Here is a 16,911-nt window from a genome sequence, read left to right as displayed (position 1 = left end):
CTTAGCCGAGCGAACGCGCGGTGTTGATCACGTTGATGCCGTCGAAACGGGCGGTCGACGAGCCATGCGAAACCGCCGAGACCTGGCTCGGCTGGCCCTTGCCGTCGAAGAACGAACCGCCGAGGCGATAGTCGCTTTCGTCGCAGATCGCGCTGCAGGCGTTCCAGAATTCCGGGGTGCGGATCTGGTAGGCCACGTCCTCCATCATGCCGGTGATTGCGCCGTCCTTGATCTCGTAGAACAGCTGGCCGCCGAACTGCGCGTTGTAGCGCTGCTGGTCGATCGAGAACGAGCCGTCGCCGATGATGTAGATGCCGTTCTCGACGTTCTTGATCATGTCGGCGACGCTGAGCGGCGTCTTGCCCGGCGCGATCGACACGTTGGCCATGCGCTGGAACTGCACGCTCGACCAGGAGTCGGCGTAGGCGCAGCCGTCGGACTCGGTCTTGCCCAGGATATGGGCCTGGTCGCGGATGGTCTGGTAATCCACCAGCTTGCCGTCGGTGATCATGTCCCAGCGCTTGGTGGGCACGCCCTCGTCGTCGTAACCCACGGCGCCCAGGCTGCCTGGCTGGGTCTTGTCGGCGAACACGGTGAGGATGTCGCTGCCGTACTGGAAACGCTCCTCGCGCTTGTCGAGCGTGGCGAAACTGGTGCCGGCGTAGTTGGCTTCGTAGCCGAGCACGCGATCGAGTTCGAGCGGATGACCGATCGCCTCGTGGATCGTCAGCCAGGTGTGCGAAGGATCGAGCACCAGGTCGTAGCGGCCGGGCTTGACCGACGGCGCCTTGAGCTTCTCCTGCGCCTGGCGCGCCGCGGCGATCGCATCCTCGCGCATGTCGTAGGACGTGCTGTAGTTCACGACGCCATTGGGCGAGACCACCTTGCCCGAGGCCGCGCCGTCGAGATATTCGTAGCCCATGCCCATCGGCGAGGACAGCCCGCTGCGGGTGCGGAACTTGCCGCTGGCCTTGTCGATCGCGGTGACCGTCATCGGCGCCCAGATCCGGTGCACGTCCTGGTCGATATAGGAGCCGTCGGTGCTCGCGAAATACTTCTGCTCGTTGACCAGGAACAGCGTGGAATTGACGAAGCTCGCGCCCGCGCCCATTGCCGCGGCGTTGACGCCAAGCAGCAGCTCCACCTTCTCGGCCACCGGCACTTCCATGCCGTTCTTGCTGATCGGCGTGCGCCAGGACACTTCGCCCGTGCCCCTGACCGGTGCCAGCTGGACCGGCGCGGTCTGCACCTTGGCGTTGGCCATCGCGATCGCGGTCGCCTGGCGCGCGGCCTCGGCCACGCCCTGCTCGGTCAGATCATTGGTCGCCGCGAAGCCCCAGGCACCGCCAGCGATCACGCGGACGCCGACGCCCGTCGATTCGGTGCTGACGACGTTCTGCACCTTGTCTTCGCGGGTCATCACGAACTGGCGCAGGTAGCGCCCGACGCGGACGTCACAGTAGGTCGCACCCGCGGACGTCGCCGCATTGAGGCCGGCATCGGCAAGTCGCTTCTTGAAAGCGACATCGAGCGTGGACACCAGCTGCTCGGCGGCGATGACCCTGCCGAACACGGCAGGCAGCAACAGGCCGCCCGCACCGACACCAGCGAGGGCGAGAAAATCGCGTCTATGCAAGGGAGTTCTCCGAGGAACGTGCGCACGGCGGGCGCCATGTGCGGGGTTGGCGAAACGGCATCGCGTCCTGCGGAGCCATCCCGATTCTTGACGCCGTGTGGACGCAGCGTCAAATGACTTTCGGCACGCGCGCGCATGACACAGTGCGCGTGCCGGCCCGATGCGCGCGCCCACAACGATCATGTCGACGCACGAGGACGGGTAGCGCAGGACCGAAGTGCCATGCCTCGACCAGCGCCGACGATCCTGCCCCGCGCCAGGCGAAGCCGGCCATGGGTGACGCAGCAGGACGCGCAGCCGTCATCACTCTCCCGGCGCGATCGGGACGAAGACGATGTTCCCTGCCTTGCTGCGCGCTTCGCCCAGCCAACGCGCTGCACGCGTCGACCTCTCCCGAAGGAAGAGGTCGGCGGATCTCCAGGCCGCGCGCCGCTCAGATGTTCCGCGCCGTGTTGATGATGTTGACCCCGTCGAAGCGCGTGGTCGCCGAGCCGTGCGAAACCGCCGAGACCTGGCTGGGCTGGCCCTTGCCGTCGAAGAACGAGCCACCGAGGCGGAAATCGCGCTCGTCGCAGATCGCAGAACACGCGTTCCAGAACTCCGGCGTGCGGATCTGGTAGGCGGCATCCTCGACCATGCCCGCGATTTCGCCGTTACGGATCTCGTAATAGAGCTGGCCGCCGAACTGCGCGTTGTAGCGCTGCTGGTCGATCGAATACGAACCACGGCCATGGATGTAGATGCCGCGTTCGACGTCGCCGATCATCTCCTTCACCGTCAACGGCGCCTTGCCCGGCGCCAACGACACGTTGGGCATGCGCTGGAACTGCACGCTCGACCACGAGTCCGCATAGCTGCAGCCGTCGGATTCACTCTTGCCGAGGATGTGCGCCTGGTCGCGCGTGGCCTGGTAGTCAACGAGCACGCCGTCCTTGATCAGGTTCCATTGCTTCGTCGGTACGCCTTCGTCGTCGTAGCCGACCGCCCCGAGGCTGCCGGGCCGGGTCTTGTCGGCCACGAAGTTGACGATGTCGCTGCCCCAGCGATAGCCCGAGTCGCGCTTGTCGATCGTGGCGAAGCTGGTACCGGCGTAGTTGGCCTCGTAGCCGAGCACCCGGTCGAGTTCCAGCGGATGGCCGACGTTTTCGTGGATGGTCAGGAACAGGTTCGACGGATCGAGCACCAGGTCGTAGCGACCCGGCTTCACACCCGGCGCGGCGAGCTTCTCGCGCGCCTGGCGCGCGGCGGCGGCGGCGTCTGCGCGCATGTCGTAGGCCTGGCCGTAGGCGACCACGCCGCCGGGCAGTTCGAAGCGCTGCGCGGGATCGGGCGTCAGGTATTCGTAACCCAGGCCCATCGGCGAAGACAGGCCGTCGCGGGTGCGGAACTTGCCGCTGGTCTTGTCCACGGCGGTGACCGTGAACGGCGCCCAGATCCGGTGCACATCCTGGTCGATGTAGGAGCCGTCGGTGCTGGCGAAGTACTTCTGCTCGTTGACCAGGAACATCCGCGAGCTGACGAAATCCGCGCCGGCGGCGGTGGCCGCGGCATTGACGTCCATCAGCAGCGCGACCTTTTCCTCCAGCGGCACGGTCATGCCGTTGCGGCGCACCGGCGTTGCCCAGGCCACCTCGCCGACGCCGCGCACCGGGGCCAGCTGCACCGGCTCGCTCTGGATGCGCGCGTTGGCCTTCGCGATCGCGAGCGCCTGTCGCGTGGCCTCGGCGATGCCGTCGGGATCGAGTGCGCGCGTCGCGGCGAAGCCCCAGGCACCGTCGGCGAGCACGCGGATGCCGACGCCCGTCGACTCCTCGTTGACCACGTTCTCGACACGCGTCTCGCGGGTCATCACGTACTGGCGGAGATAGCGGCCGATGCGCACATCGCAATAACTGCCGCCGCCATCACGCGACACCTGCAGCGCGACATCCGCGAGCCGCTTCTTCAGCGCAGGGTCGAGCGTACTGGCGAGTTCCTCGGCGGCGATCGCGCGTCCGATGCCACCGGGCAGCAGCAGGCTGCCCAGTCCGATCCCGCCGTAGGCCATGAAGTCGCGACGTCGCATTGCATTTTTCTCCCCGCGGCGATGGCCGCATATCGCCCCGATTCTTCTGTGCGGGCGAGGTGCGCGTCAAATGACGACGCGCGTCGCATTGCATCGGCCGCCCCGGTTTCCGCCACCATCGGCACATGCATGCCCCCCTGCCCGGCCCTATGCTTGCGCGCTGTCCCCCCTGCCCGGAACCCACCGAATGCGCCGTTCCCTGCTCGCCGTCGCCGTGCTCACCGCCGCCCTCGCCGGCTGCAACCGCGAGGCACCGACCACGCCCGTCGCGGCCCCGGATGGCGTCACCACCAACGCCGCCTCGCAGGCCGACGCTGCGTTCGCCGAGCTGTCGAAGCGCTTCCTCGACGAATCGATGCGGATGTCGCCGATCTCGGCCACGCAGATCGGCGATCACCGTTTCGACAGCGAAGTGGACGATCTCTCCGAAGCCGGCCGCCAGGCAGGCCTCGACTTCAGCCGCCGCTATCTCGCCGAACTCGATGCGATCGATCTCGCGCAGCTCTCGCGCGACAACCATGTCGATGCATTGATCCTGAGGAACACGCTCGAGTACGGGATCTGGGATACCGAGACGATGCAGAGCTGGGCCTGGGATCCGCAGATCTACAGCGGGCTGGCCGGTGGCGCGATCTACAGCCTGATGGCGCGCGAGTTCGCGCCGATGCCCGAGCGCCTGAAGTCGGCGACCGCGCGCATGGAGAAGGTCCCCACGATCCTCGCGCAGGCACGGGAGAACCTCGATCCGGCGCGCGTACCGGCGACGCATGCGCGCACCGTGGCTGCGCAGAACAAGGGCGTGCTGTCGCTGATCGAGACCTTCATCACGCCCAATGCCGACCAGCTGCAGGGTGAGGACCGGACGCGCCTGGACGCCGCGGTCGAAACCCTGCGCGCGGCGGTCGACGAACATCAGACCTGGCTCGACGGCACCCTGGTGCCCAATGCCAAGGGCGAGTTCCGCATCGGCGCGGACAAGTACGACCAGAAGCTCAAGTTCGCGCTCAATTCCTCGCTGAGCCGCCAGGACATCCGCCAGCGCGCCGAAGCCGAGCTGAGCCGCATCCGCGACGAGATGTATGTCGTCGCCCAGGCGGTACTGAAGGACCGCGAAGGCGCGCCGGAAACGCCGGCCCAGCCGAGCGAGGACCAGCGCCAGGCTGCGATCGAAGCGGCGATGGAAGTCGCCTACGCCGACAAGCCGGGCCGCGACGAGGTCGTCGATTTCGCCCGCCACACGCTCGAGGTCGCCACCGACTTCACCCGCAGCAACGACCTGGTCACCGTGCCCGAGGATCCGGTCAAGATCATCCTGATGCCCGAGTTCCAGCGTGGCGTCGCGGTCGCCTACTGCGATTCGCCCGGCCCGCTCGACAAGGGTCTGGACACCTACTACGCGATCTCGCCGATTCCCGACGACTGGGACGACGGCCAGGTGGATTCGTTCCTGCGCGAATACAACAAGCACATGATCCACGTGCTCACGATCCACGAGGCGATGCCGGGCCATTACCTCGAGGGCGCGCATTCGGTCGGCCACCCCTCGACGCTGCGCGCGGTGTTCCGTTCCGGGCCGTTCGCCGAAGGCTGGGCGGTCTACACCGAGCGGATGATGGCCGACGCCGGATACGCCGACAACGATCCGCTGTTCCGGCTGATGCAGCTGAAGTTCTATGCGCGCGCGGTTGCCAACGCAGTGCTCGACCAGGGCGTGCACGTGGACAACTGGACCAAGGAACAGGCGATGGACCTGATGGTGCGCCAGACCTTCCAGCAGCAGAGCGAAGCCGAAGGCAAGTGGATCCGCGCGCAGTTGTCGTCCACCCAGCTCGCTACGTATTTCGTCGGCGCGCAGGAACACTTCGATGCGCGTCAGGCGGCCGAAGCCAAGGCCGGAGAAGCCTTCAACCTCAAGCAGTACCACGACGGCATGCTGGCCCAGGGCGCACCGCCGGTGCGGTTCGCGCGTCAGCTGATGCTGGACGAGGCGATCGAGTAAAGCCGGCAGCGTCTACGGCCGGCGCCGGAAAAGCGCCGGTGGCACCGAAGGCGCGGCGATGCCCGCGCCCACATCTTCGACTGCGACCGGCGCCGGCGTGGCAGCGCCCCGCTTCAACGCGACCCGACCGCCGCCGCGGCGAGCCCGGCCCTAGCCCCGGGCCGCCTCGAACGCTTCGGCCAGGGTCTGCACGCGCCCGCAGTAGCTCGGGTCATAGCCGGGCAACAGGCCCAGATCGCGGCGGAATCCATCGCTGCGCAGCAGTGCCAGCAGCTCGGTGATGCGGCCCGATTCGAGCACGTCGTTGTGGCACAGGAAGAAATAGTGCTCGGTGACCAGCGGGAAGAACTCCAGCCCGTACTTGCGCGCGGGCGGTTCCAGCGCGAAGCCCACGTCCGCAAGCCCGCTGGCCACATAGGCCGACACCGCGGCGTGGGTGAGTTCCTCGACATCGCAGGCGCGGATGCGCTCGAAGGCGATGCCGTGGCGCGCGAGCATCGTTTCCAGCAACAGGCGCGTGCCGGAGCCGGGCTGGCGATGGATCATGCGGATGTCCGGGCGTTCCAGATCCTGCAGCGTGTGGATACCGCGCGGATTGCCCGCCGCCAGCACCAGGCCCTGGCGGCGCATCGCCAGGTGGATCACGCGGTCGGCGTCGAGATCGAGCCGGTCGCGGTAGTGCGCGAACAGCGCAGGCTCGAGATCGCCGATCGGCAGGTGCAGACCGGCGATGTCGCAGGCCCCGCTACGCAGCGCAACCAGCGCGTCCTCCGGACTGCGGTACTTGAGGTCCAGCGGGAGTCCGGTCTCGGCCATCGCCCGGCGCAGCGTCTCAACGCCGAATCCGTGCGAGGCGTGGATGCGCAGCGGCGTCGACTGCGCGCTGACGATGCGCTCGAGCTCCGCTTCGAGTTCGGTCGCCAGGCTGTCGAGGGTCGGTGACAGGCGCGCGGCGATCCGGCTGTCCGCCCAGACCAGGCGCTCGCCGATGGGCGTGAGCCGCGCGCCGCGGCCCCGGGTCATGCGCAGCAGCGGCTGGCCGAATACCGCAGCCGCGTCCTGCAACTGCCCCCAGGCATAGCGGTAGGACAGATCGACCTTGCGCGCGGCCGCGGCCAGTGAGCCGGTGGCCCGCACCGCGACCAGCAGTTCCAGCAGATGCGGTGGCAGGCGTTCGCCGCTTGCGCTTTCCAGTTCCCAGCGCGGCCGGATCCGGACCTTGTACATGTGCACTCCCCTGCCCGGCGGCCGCGGCAGTGCTGCCTGACCGCCACTTCAATATGTTCTTCAAAGCCGGATAGTCGACCATTGGATCTGGCGATACAAGGCATGCGCGCGTACCGTTGCGACGATCTGTCGCAGCCAATATGTTTTTCGGAGCATAAAGCGCGATCGAAAACGCCAGTCGCATATGAAATCGGGGGAGATCCATGGCCAACAGTTCCGCACTACCGCTTCCAGCCAGCGCGCCGGAGAGCAGCCTGCTTTCGAAGGAGCGCATCATCGCCAGGCCCGGCTTCAACCGCTGGCTGGTACCGCCGGCCGCACTGGCCATCCACCTGTGCATCGGCATGGCCTACGGCTTCAGCGTGTTCTGGCTGCCGTTGTCGATGGCTGTCGGGATTACCGCGCCCGTGGCCTGTGGCGCGGAGATGGGCTTCTTCGCGCGGATCACCTCGGCCAGCTGCGACTGGCAGATCAGCGAGCTGCAGTGGATGTACACGCTGTTCTTCGTGCTGCTGGGCTGCTCGGCGGCGATCTGGGGCGGCTGGCTGGAACGCGTCGGTCCGCGCAAGGCGGGCTTCGTCGCCGCGCTGTGCTGGTGCGGCGGCCTGCTGATCTCGGCGCTGGGCGTGCACCTGCATCAGATCTGGATGCTGTGGCTGGGCTCGGGCGTGATCGGCGGCATCGGCCTGGGTCTGGGCTACATCTCGCCGGTGTCGACGCTGATCAAGTGGTTCCCGGACCGCCGCGGCATGGCCACCGGCATGGCGATCATGGGTTTCGGCGGCGGCGCGCTGATCGGCAGCCCACTGGCCGACATGCTGATGCGCCATTTCGCCAGCCCGACCTCGGTCGGCGTCAAGGAAACCTTCCTGGTCATGGCCGCGGTCTACTTCGTCTTCATGATGGCCGGCGCGTTCGGCTATCGCGTGCCCCCGACCGGCTGGAAGCCCAAGGGCTGGACGCCACCGCCGGCGAGCAACAACGCGATGATCACCCAGGGCCACGTGCACGTGAAGCGCGTCTGGGGCATTCCGCAGTTCTGGCTGGTGTGGGCGGTGCTGTGCCTCAACGTCTCGGCCGGTATCGGCGTGCTCGGCCTGGCCTCGCCGATGCTGCAGGAGATGTTCGGCGGTCGCCTGATCGGGGTCGACGCCGGTTTCCGTGAGCTGAGCACCGAGCAGCTGTCGGCGATCGCCGCGATCGCCGCGGGCTTCGTCGGCGTGTTGAGCCTGGCCAACATCATCGGCCGCTTCTTCTGGGCTTCGATGTCGGACAAGTTCGGGCGCAAGGTCACGTACTCGATCTTCTTCGTGCTCGGCATCGCGCTCTACGCCGCTGCGCCGACACTCGGCAACGCCGGCTCCATCGCGCTGTTCGTCGCGGCGTTCTGCGTGATCCTGTCGATGTACGGCGGCGGCTTCGCCACGGTGCCGGCATATCTGGCCGACCTGTTCGGCACCCAGCATGTCGGCGCGATCCACGGCCGCCTGCTGACCGCCTGGGCGACGGCCGGCATCATCGGCCCGCTGGTGATCGGCTACATGCGCGAATACCAGCTCGGCATGGGCATGCCGCCGTCCCAGGTCTACAACACCACGATGTACATCCTCGCCGGGATGCTCGCGCTGGGCCTGGTCTGCAACCTGCTGGTGCGGCCGGTCAACGCGAAGTACTTCATGACCCCCGACGAACTGGCGCGCGAGAAGCAGCTGGCCCACGAGAAGGTCGACGCATCCGGCAAGTCGCTGATCAGCCAGGACGAGATGGACCGCATCGGCGCCGGCGGCAATCCGCTGCTCGTGGCGTTCTGCTGGGCCGCAGTGGGCATTCCGCTGGCCTTCGGCATCTGGAAAACGCTGGAAAAAGCACTGGTGCTTTTCTCCTGACATGGGCGGCGGCCGCTCACGCGGTCGCCGCTAACCTCACGCCATGAACGATTCCCACGACAACCCGCAGCGCGCATCCGCTCCGCAGGCTTGCGACGCACCCGCCGGCGCGGTGCGCCGGCCCGTCGAGCGCTGGCGCGAAGGCGCCGTGCGCCACGTCGACGACCATGTCGCCGAAGAGGTGCCGGTGGCCTTCGTCTACAACGACGTGCCGTTCGCGGTGATGATGGCGACGCCTGCGGACCTGGAAGACTTCGCCCGCGGTTTCGCGCTCAGCGAGGGCATCGTCGCCTCGCCGGGCGATGTCGCCATCGAGCGTATCGAGCAGTTCATCGAGGGCACCGAGATCCGGCTGCGGATTCCCGAGGCCCGCGCCGAGGCACTGGCCTTGCGCCGCCGCAGCATGAGCGGCCGCAGTGGTTGCGGCGTCTGCGGCAGCGAACTGCTCGAGGCTGCGCTGCGTTATCCCGCGCCGGTGACGACGGATGTCCGGGTCGCGCCCGAAGCGCTCTCGCGTGCATTGCGCGCCTTGCGCGATGCGCAGTCGATCGCCGCGTTGACCGGCGCGACCCACGCCGCAGGCTGGGCCTCGCTTGACGGCACGCTGCGGCTCGCGCGCGAGGACGTCGGTCGCCACAACGCGCTCGACAAGCTGATCGGCGCGCTGCATGCCGAGGGTTTCGATCCCGCCGCCGGCTTTCTCGTCGTCACCAGCCGCGCCAGCTACGAAATGGCGATGAAGGCCGCGAGCGTCGGCATCGCGCTGATGGCAGCGATCTCCGCGCCGACCGCGCTGGCGATCTCGCTGGCCGATCGCGCCCACCTCACCCTGATCGGCTTCGCCCGCGACGACGGGCACGCCGTCTACACCCATGCGCAGCGGTTGCTGCCGCCTTCGGCCGATGCGCCGACCGCCATGCGCCCAGGCAGGACCCAAGCACCATGAGCAACGACACGATCCGCAGGTACGACGGCCCCGCCGGCGGCTGGGGCGCACTCCGGAGCGTCGCCCGGCATCTGAGCGAACAGAAGATCGCGGTGAGTGGTGCGAAGACGCTGCTGCGGGCCAACCAGCCCGACGGTTTCGATTGCCCGGGCTGCGCCTGGCCCGACCGCGACCACACCTCGACCTTCGAGTTCTGCGAGAACGGCGCCAAGGCCGTCGCTGCCGAAGCCACGAAGTTCCGCGCCGGTCCGGAACTGTTCGCCAGGTACAGCGTGGCCCAGCTGTCGGAATACAGCGACCATTGGCTCGAACAGCAGGGCCGGCTGACGACGCCGATGCGGCTGGACGCGGCCAGCGGTCACTACGTGCCGGTGCAGTGGGACGAGGCCTTCGCGTTGATCGCCCGGCACCTCAATGCCCTGCCCTCGCCTGACGAGGCGATCTTCTACACCTCGGGCCGCACCTCCAACGAGGCTGCGTTCCTGTACCAGCTGTTCGTCCGCGAATACGGCACCAACAACTTCCCCGACTGCTCGAACATGTGCCACGAGTCGTCCGGCACCGCGATGAAGAAGCAGATCGGCGTGGGCAAGGGCACGGTGTCGTTGCACGACTTCGAGCATGCCGACGGCATCCTGATCTTCGGCCAGAATCCGGGCACCAATCATCCGCGCATGCTCGGCGAGCTGCGCGAGGCGGCCAAGCGCGGCGCGAAGATCGCTTCGTTCAATCCGCTGCGCGAGCGCGGCCTGGAACGCTTCGCCGATCCGCAGGACAAGCTGCAGATGGCGACCAACGGTTCGACGGCGATCTCGTCGGACTATTTCCAGCTCAAGATCGGCGGCGATCTCGCCGCGGTGAAGGGCATGATCAAGCACGTACTCGAGCGCGACATCGAGGCCACCGGCGACGGCGGCGCGTCGTTGCTCGACCAGGAATTCATCGCCCGGCACACCACCGGTTTCGACGCGTTCGCGGCCGACGTGCTGGCCGAACCGTGGGAGGTGATCGTCGAGGAGTCGGGGCTCGACGAGCCGACGATCCGCCGCGCCGGCGAACTGTATCTGTCGTGCGAGCGCGTCATCGCCTGCTGGGGCATGGGCATCACCCAGCACAAGCATTCGGTGGCGACGATCAACATGCTGGTGAACCTGCTGCTGCTGCGCGGCAATCTCGGCCGTGAGGGCGCGGGCGCCTGTCCCGTGCGCGGCCACAGCAACGTGCAGGGCGACCGCACGATGATGATCTACGAAAAGCCGCCTGCCGCGTTTCTCGACCGCATCCAGCAGGTGTTCGGATTCGAGCCGCCGCGCGAGGAAGGCTTCGATACCGTCGGCGCGATCGAGGCGATGATCGACGGCCGCGCCAAGGTGTTCTTCGGCATGGGCGGCAACTTCGCGATCGCGACCCCGGACACCGAGGCGACCGCTCGCGGCCTGCGCCGCTGCGACCTCACCGTGCACGTCGCGACCAAGCTCAACCGCAGCCATCTGGTGCACGGACGCGATGCGCTGATCCTGCCGTGCCTGGGCCGGACCGAGATCGACCTCCAGGCAGGCGGCCCGCAGGGCGTGACGGTCGAGGACTCGATGAGCATGGTGCACCTGTCGTCGGGCATCAATCCGCCGGCGTCCGATGCACTGCTCTCGGAGCCGGCGATCGTCGCGAGGCTCGCACACGCCACCCTCGGCGCGCGCTCGAAGATCGACTGGCTGGGCCTGATCGAGGATTACGACCGCATCCGCGATGCGATCGCGATGACCTTCGACGATTTCCACGAGTTCAACGCCCGCGTGCGGGTGCCCGGCGGCTTCCGCCTGCCCAACACCGCGGCCCAGCGGACCTGGGTCAATCCGGCCGGAAAGGCCGTGTTCGTCCCCTGCCCGGTGCCGACCGACAACCCCATCCACCGCGCGCGCCGCACCCACGGCGGGCAACTTGTGTTCACGCTGGCGACCACGCGCTCGCACGATCAGTACAACACCACCATCTACGGGCTCGACGACCGGTATCGCGGCGTGTTCGGCGAGCGCCGCGTGCTGTTCGCGAATGCGGACGACATCGCAGCGCTGGGCATGCAGGCCGGCGACTGGGTGGACCTGGAGAGCATCTGCGAAGACGGCGTGCGCCGCCAGGCGCCGCGCTTCCTGCTGGTCGCATACAACATTCCGCGCGGCTGCCTCGCGGCCTACTACCCCGAAACCAACCCGCTGGTGCCGCTGTCGAGCTTCGCCGACGAATCGCGGACGCCGACGTCGAAGTCGGTGCCGGTGATCGTCACCCCACATCTCGCCGCGGGCGCGCAGATGCCGCGCCAGCGCGACATTCCCGCCGCCATTGTCCGCTGACGAGGCCCTGCTGCTGGCGTTGCTGTCCGAACTGGCGGCAGCGCCCGATGGCGTGTCGTTGCCGCGACTGTGCAAGCGGCTCGGCGTGCGCATGAGCGTGCTGCTGCGCGCACTGGCCTGGCTGGGCGATGCGCGCATCGGCGATGCGCAGGGTCCAGGCTGGGTACGCACCCTCGAGGACGGCGGCCGGACCCTGGCGCAGCTGACCGCCAGTGGTCATGCCGCATTGGTCGGCCTGCGCGAACGCGCGCCCGACGCCGACGCCGGGGCAGAGCGCTGACGCGACTCGCCAGGTGCGCGCGCCAGGCGTCTGCTTTCCCTCGGCGCCGGAGTAACGCTCGCGGCGCTGGGTGATCCCGGTGAAGCCACACTGCCTTCGGGGCACCGGAAACGTCGATGTCGGCGGCGGCGCGCCACGCATCGACGCTTGACCTTCGATCAGCAGCCCGATAGGCAGCCCACTGTCCACAAGCGGTGTGGATGATCCGATGACAAAGGTGTGGATAAGCGCTCCAACACGGCCTGCCATGCGGCGCCCGAAGCGCTGGTCAAATTTTCACCATGCCAGGCGATGGAGCCGATCATTCGACTTGATCCGCGCACGCGGCTGTGCAGTTGCGGACCTCGGGCGTGTCGACAGGACACGGCGCACGGCGCACTGCGCACTGCGCGCGCAGCATCGTCGGCCGATCCGAGACGACAGCGGGGCGGGCTGCCGCAACCGCCCTGCCTCGCGGCTGTAGCGCGAATGCCGCCGATCGATGCGTCGGGCCCCATCGTGTGCATGGCGCGCCGGCGACACGATCAGCTCCACAGCATCTCGAACCATCGGTTGATGCCTTCTCCGGGATGGAGGATCCGCGGCGCCAGATTGAACGCGTCCGGCGGTCCGCTCTGCGGTTCGACGCAGGTTGCATGCGCCTGCTCGTCGAACACCACCCAGTGATCGCAGTCCGATGTCAGGGTGATCCGCTGCGCGCCGCGATGGAGCACGGCGCCATCGGCTCCGGTGAAACAGTCGTCCCAGGGCGACGGCGGCGGGGCGGACATCGGCAGGGTCGCGATGCCGTCGGCATCCCGCGGATACACCTGCGCCGGCCTGAAGTCGATGCGGTCGGGCTTGCGGAACCACGGATGCCAGCCGATTTCCGCAGGCATCGCCTGATCCTGTGCATGCACGTCCAGGGTGAGGCGCAGGCGCCTCGGCGTGGCACGGATGGTCTGCCGGGCGATGCCGCCGAACGGCCAGCGCGCACTACGCGGCAATTGCAGCGACAGCACGATGCAGTCCGCGGTATGCAGTTCGACCTGCCACGGCATCGCGAAGCCCACGCCGTGGATCGCGTGCGCGCCGAGGTTGGGCGTCAGCGTGTGCGCCTGGCCGTCGAAGCTGAAACGGCCGTTCCGCACGCGCCCTGCCCACGGCACCATCGGATAGCAGCCCCAGGCGATGGTCCCCGGATGACCATCGTCCGGCCCGATCAGCTGTGGCACACCCTCGTAGGCGATCTGGGCGATGCGGCCACCGGCCGACGGCGCGACGCTGGCAACGAGCGCCGCACATTCGATCCGCAGCACGTGTCCGCTGGCGAGCGGCGCGTGCGCTCCATCGGGTACGTCATCCGCCATAGGGGTCGATCGTGCGGATTCGCCCATCCTCGTCGTGATGCAGCTCGGTGACCTTGGCCGTCCGCAGATGAGTCACGCCGCCCGACAGCAGCGCGTCGTGGTAGTAGAGCCACCAGCGGCCTTCGAACTCGACGATGGAGTGGTGGGTGGTCCAGCCGACCACCGGTTCGAGAATGACGCCCTGGTAGGTGAAGGGTCCATACGGACTGTCGCCAACGGCGTAGCACAGCAGGTGGGTGTTGCCCGTCGAGTACGAGAAGTAGTAGCGCCCCGCGTATTTGTGCACCCAGGGGCCTTCGAAGAAACGCCGCATGTGGTCATCGGCGCGCAGGGGCTCGCCGTGCTCATCCAGCACGAGCACTTCGCGCGTGGCTTCGTCGAGCTCGAGCATGTCGTCGCGCAACCTGGCCACGCGCGCGCCGAGCGCCGGCGCGTCGCCCTCCGGCTCGACGTGCGCGGCGCTGTAGACGTTGTCGCGATACTTCTGCAGCTGACCGCCCCAGATGCCGCCGAAATAGATGTAGTGGTGGCGACCGTCGTCGAACACCGCCGGATCGATCGAGTACGTACCGGCGATCGGTTCGGGCCGGGGTTCGAACGGGCCCTCGGGCCGACCTCCCACCGCGACGCCGATGCGGAACAGTCCGTCGGCCTGCTTGGCGGGAAAATAGAAGTAATAACGCCCATCGCGATACGCCGCATCCGGCGCCCACATCTGCCGCGCTGCCCATGGCACGTCGCGCACGTGCAGCGCGAGGCCGCAGTCCACGGCCGGACCATCGGGCGAGTCCATGCGCAGGACATGGTAGTCCTGCATGCCGAAGTGCCCGCCCTCGTCATCGAACGGTGCGCCGGCATCGATGTCGTGAGAGGGATAGATGTAGATGCGACCTTCGAAGACATGCGCCGACGGGTCGGCGGTGTAGATGTGGGTGACGAGCGGTGCGGACACGGCCTTGGCGGCGAGTGCGTCCAGCTCGGCCGACAGGGCCGCCTCGCCTGTCGTATCCAATGCCTGCGGCTCGGAATGCGCGCTCATGCGCCCACCTCCGCCTGGATCCGACGATCGGCCAGTTCGCGTTCCAGGCGCGACTCCAGGGTCTTGTCGATCCGGTAGAAGAACAGCAGCCCGACCGCCAGCAGGAACGGGATCGCGCAGTACACGCTGAACGTCAGGCGGATGCCGTCGACGACCGGCGCCCCCTGCGCTCCGCCGCCGGTCTCGTAGCCGTAGCGCGCAAGGATCGCGGCAACCAGTGCGCCGCCGATGCTCAGGCCGACCTTCAGCCCGCACAGCATCGCCGAGAAGATGATCGCGGTCGCACGGCGGTGGTTCTTCCACTCCGAATAGTCGGCGACGTCAGCAATCATGGCCCACAGCAGCGGAATGCTGATGCCGTAGAAAAACCCGTGCAGGATCTGCGAACCGAACACCAGCCAGATGGCGTCGGGCGTGTACAGATAGAACGCGAGTATGAACAGCGTCGAGACGAACAGCGCGCCGCCGAACACGTCGCGCTTGCCGAAGCGATCAGCCAGCGGTCGCGACAGGCCGATGCCCAGGATCATGAAGATGATGCCACCTGCATTGAACAGGCTGAAAGCGGAGGTGGGCGCGTCTTGCGGCCACTGGAACCCCGCCATGCCCATGCCCGTGAGCGTGGCGTTGAGTCCGTCGACGAAACCGTTGAATCCGGAGTTCTGCAGGAACGCGGCGAGCGCCGCGCCATCGAGGTAGTACTGGAAGTAGTAGATCGTCATGCCGCCCCTCAGCGCGAGGGTCACGAATACCAGGATGGTCAGCGCCAGCATGATCAGCCAGGGACGATTGCGGGACAGGTCGGTGAGGTCCTGAATCACTCCCGACGTGCGCGTCTGCGCAGGCAGGATGCGCTCGCGCGTGGTGAGGAAGGTGATCAGGAAGAACACCGTGCCGACGACGGCGAAGATCGTCATCACCTGCTCGAAACCGCGTACGCGGTCACCGTCGCCGAGAATCAGCACCATCGGCAGCAACAGCACCTGGATCACGAACTGCGCGACCATCACCGCGACGAAACGGTACGAGGAGAGGCTGTTGCGCTGGGCCATGTTGCCGGTCAGCACGCCGCTGAGCGCCGAGTACGGCAGGTTGTTGGCGCCGTACACCAGCACCAGCAGCGTGTAGGTGGTCAGGGCATAGATCACCTTGCCGCGCTCGCCGAAGTCCGGGGTGCTGAAGGCCAGCAGCGACAGCACGCCGAACGGCACCGCCGTCCACAGGATCCAGGGCCGGAACTTGCCCCATCGCGTGCGCGTGCGGTCGGCGAGGATGCCGATGATCGGGGTGAAGACGAATGCGCCGAGCAGACCGACGACGAAGATGATCGTCGCCGCGGTGGCAGCCGGCAGTGCGTAGACATCGGTATAGAAGAACGCCAGGTACGTGACCAGCGTCTGGAAGATCAGATTGGCGGCGAGATCGCCGAGGCTGTAGCCGAGCTTCTCGCGTACGGACAGGACATCGGTGGCGCTGGCATGGGTGGAAGGCGTCATCGTGGTGGGGTACCGGACAGATGGTTACGCCCGGGGGCGGGCGTGACCTGGAGTGCGGGGCATCCGGCGAACACCCGCGCCCAGCAGTCCAGTGTGGACGGCTGCGGCGCAGGAGGTCGACGACGTACCCGCGGAGAGAACACGGTCCACCCCGGCGCCGGAGCGCCGGGACAGACCGTGGGGAGGCCATCAGCGTGCTGCAAGGGTCACGAGGTCCCGAGGAGACCGGACACGGCGTGGCGGCCCGGTCGGTACCAATCGGTGTCGGCATTGGGGGGCGAGCTGGAGCGGTACCCGACAACGGTCACGCCGACCTGAGCGAAAGCGATCCGCGGTTGCCAGGCCAGGTTGTCCAGGGTGCGGCCGGCCCCGAACGGCGGCGGCATACGTACCCGGGGATCTCCCGTGCCGGGCGATGCCGGGCCCGGCGCATGGGACAACGTGCCTGGCGTGGTTCGGATCTGCACCCGCACTCCCCTCCCGTGTCTGGTCGCGTCGTGGCGGTCGCGGGGAATGCGCATCGCCAGGACGTTCTGTGATGTCGGTCGCCATCTTCGCCCGCGGGTCCACGCGATCCGGGCGAGATGCGGATCGACGGTAGCGCTATCATTTCCCGCACGCACGCTGCGCAGCAGCAAGA

The 16,911-nt window shown here is 67.6% G+C and carries 11 protein-coding genes; 5 read left to right on the top strand and 6 right to left on the bottom strand.

Annotated elements, in window-relative coordinates; translation table 11 throughout:
• Position 1 precedes the first annotated feature (1 nt).
• Together EGK76_RS03425 and EGK76_RS03420 are read right to left on the bottom strand one after the other, a co-directional pair.
• Positions 2–1,636: a TldD/PmbA family protein gene (locus EGK76_RS03425; RefSeq protein WP_123831653.1), complete on the bottom strand. Its 1,635-nt coding sequence runs from the start codon at positions 1,634–1,636 to the stop codon at positions 2–4.
• A gap of 433 nt (positions 1,637–2,069) precedes the next feature.
• The gene (locus EGK76_RS03420; protein ID WP_199730845.1) at positions 2,070–3,701 is read right to left on the bottom strand and encodes a TldD/PmbA family protein; all 1,632 of its coding nucleotides are present in this window, start codon (positions 3,699–3,701) and stop codon (positions 2,070–2,072) included.
• A gap of 187 nt (positions 3,702–3,888) precedes the next feature.
• Between EGK76_RS03420 and EGK76_RS03415 the strand changes: the two genes are divergently transcribed.
• Complete coding sequence (locus tag EGK76_RS03415; protein WP_123831652.1) at positions 3,889–5,700, top strand: DUF885 domain-containing protein; 1,812 nt, start codon at positions 3,889–3,891, stop codon at positions 5,698–5,700.
• A gap of 150 nt (positions 5,701–5,850) precedes the next feature.
• On the opposite strand, the gene EGK76_RS03410 is transcribed toward EGK76_RS03415, so the two are convergent.
• Complete coding sequence (locus tag EGK76_RS03410; protein ID WP_123831651.1) at positions 5,851–6,927, bottom strand: substrate-binding domain-containing protein; 1,077 nt, start codon at positions 6,925–6,927, stop codon at positions 5,851–5,853.
• Positions 6,928–7,130: 203 nt separating this feature from the next.
• On the opposite strand from EGK76_RS03410, the gene EGK76_RS03405 reads away from it, so the two are divergent.
• Genes EGK76_RS03405 through EGK76_RS03390 form a run of 4 tightly spaced genes read left to right on the top strand, consistent with a single transcriptional unit; the run spans position 7,131 to position 12,387 of the window.
• A complete protein-coding gene (locus EGK76_RS03405) occupies positions 7,131–8,813 on the top strand; it encodes an OFA family MFS transporter (RefSeq protein ID WP_123831650.1) in 1,683 nt (560 codons plus the stop codon).
• 43 nt (positions 8,814–8,856) lie between these two features.
• The gene (gene fdhD / locus EGK76_RS03400) at positions 8,857–9,759 is read left to right on the top strand and encodes a formate dehydrogenase accessory sulfurtransferase FdhD (protein ID WP_096299161.1); all 903 of its coding nucleotides are present in this window, start codon (positions 8,857–8,859) and stop codon (positions 9,757–9,759) included.
• A complete protein-coding gene (locus EGK76_RS03395) occupies positions 9,756–12,107 on the top strand; it encodes an FdhF/YdeP family oxidoreductase (RefSeq protein WP_123831649.1) in 2,352 nt (783 codons plus the stop codon). Before fdhD ends, EGK76_RS03395 begins: the two co-directional genes overlap by 4 nt.
• The gene (locus EGK76_RS03390) at positions 12,097–12,387 is read left to right on the top strand and encodes a hypothetical protein (RefSeq protein ID WP_123831648.1); all 291 of its coding nucleotides are present in this window, start codon (positions 12,097–12,099) and stop codon (positions 12,385–12,387) included. The genes EGK76_RS03395 and EGK76_RS03390 overlap by 11 nt, the downstream gene beginning before the upstream one ends.
• A gap of 524 nt (positions 12,388–12,911) precedes the next feature.
• On the opposite strand, the gene EGK76_RS03385 is transcribed toward EGK76_RS03390, so the two are convergent.
• From EGK76_RS03385 to EGK76_RS03375, 3 genes are read right to left on the bottom strand one after another with little or no spacing between them, the layout of a single operon-like run.
• Positions 12,912–13,736, bottom strand: a complete 825-nt coding sequence (locus tag EGK76_RS03385) for an aldose epimerase (RefSeq protein ID WP_123831647.1) — start codon at positions 13,734–13,736, stop codon at positions 12,912–12,914.
• The gene (locus EGK76_RS03380; protein ID WP_123831646.1) at positions 13,726–14,775 is read right to left on the bottom strand and encodes a glycoside hydrolase family 43 protein; all 1,050 of its coding nucleotides are present in this window, start codon (positions 14,773–14,775) and stop codon (positions 13,726–13,728) included. The genes EGK76_RS03385 and EGK76_RS03380 overlap by 11 nt, the downstream gene beginning before the upstream one ends.
• Positions 14,772–16,271 carry an MFS transporter gene (locus EGK76_RS03375; RefSeq protein WP_123831645.1) on the bottom strand — a complete coding sequence of 500 codons (1,500 nt, stop codon included), beginning with the start codon at positions 16,269–16,271 and terminating at the stop codon, positions 14,772–14,774. Before EGK76_RS03375 ends, EGK76_RS03380 begins: the two co-directional genes overlap by 4 nt.
• Between the last annotated feature and the right edge of the window lie 640 nt (positions 16,272–16,911).

The organism is Luteimonas sp. 100069 (genome assembly GCF_003813845.1).
Classification (GTDB): domain Bacteria; phylum Pseudomonadota; class Gammaproteobacteria; order Xanthomonadales; family Xanthomonadaceae; genus Luteimonas; species Luteimonas chenhongjianii.
This window is presented reverse-complemented; position numbering and strand designations above follow the sequence as displayed.

Excerpts from the sequence above, each read along its gene's own strand:
- EGK76_RS03410 (WP_123831651.1), bottom strand. The coding sequence starts at position 6,927 with ATGTACAAGGTCCGGATCCGGCCGCGCTGGGAACTGGAAAGCGCAAGC.
- EGK76_RS03395 (WP_123831649.1), top strand. The coding sequence starts at position 9,756 with ATGAGCAACGACACGATCCGCAGGTACGACGGCCCCGCCGGCGGCTGG.
- EGK76_RS03405 (WP_123831650.1), top strand. The coding sequence starts at position 7,131 with ATGGCCAACAGTTCCGCACTACCGCTTCCAGCCAGCGCGCCGGAGAGC.
- EGK76_RS03415 (WP_123831652.1), top strand. The coding sequence starts at position 3,889 with ATGCGCCGTTCCCTGCTCGCCGTCGCCGTGCTCACCGCCGCCCTCGCC.
- EGK76_RS03385 (WP_123831647.1), bottom strand. The coding sequence starts at position 13,736 with ATGGCGGATGACGTACCCGATGGAGCGCACGCGCCGCTCGCCAGCGGA.
- EGK76_RS03380 (WP_123831646.1), bottom strand. The coding sequence starts at position 14,775 with ATGAGCGCGCATTCCGAGCCGCAGGCATTGGATACGACAGGCGAGGCG.
- fdhD (WP_096299161.1), top strand. The coding sequence starts at position 8,857 with ATGAACGATTCCCACGACAACCCGCAGCGCGCATCCGCTCCGCAGGCT.
- EGK76_RS03420 (WP_199730845.1), bottom strand. The coding sequence starts at position 3,701 with ATGCGACGTCGCGACTTCATGGCCTACGGCGGGATCGGACTGGGCAGC.
- EGK76_RS03375 (WP_123831645.1), bottom strand. The coding sequence starts at position 16,271 with ATGACGCCTTCCACCCATGCCAGCGCCACCGATGTCCTGTCCGTACGC.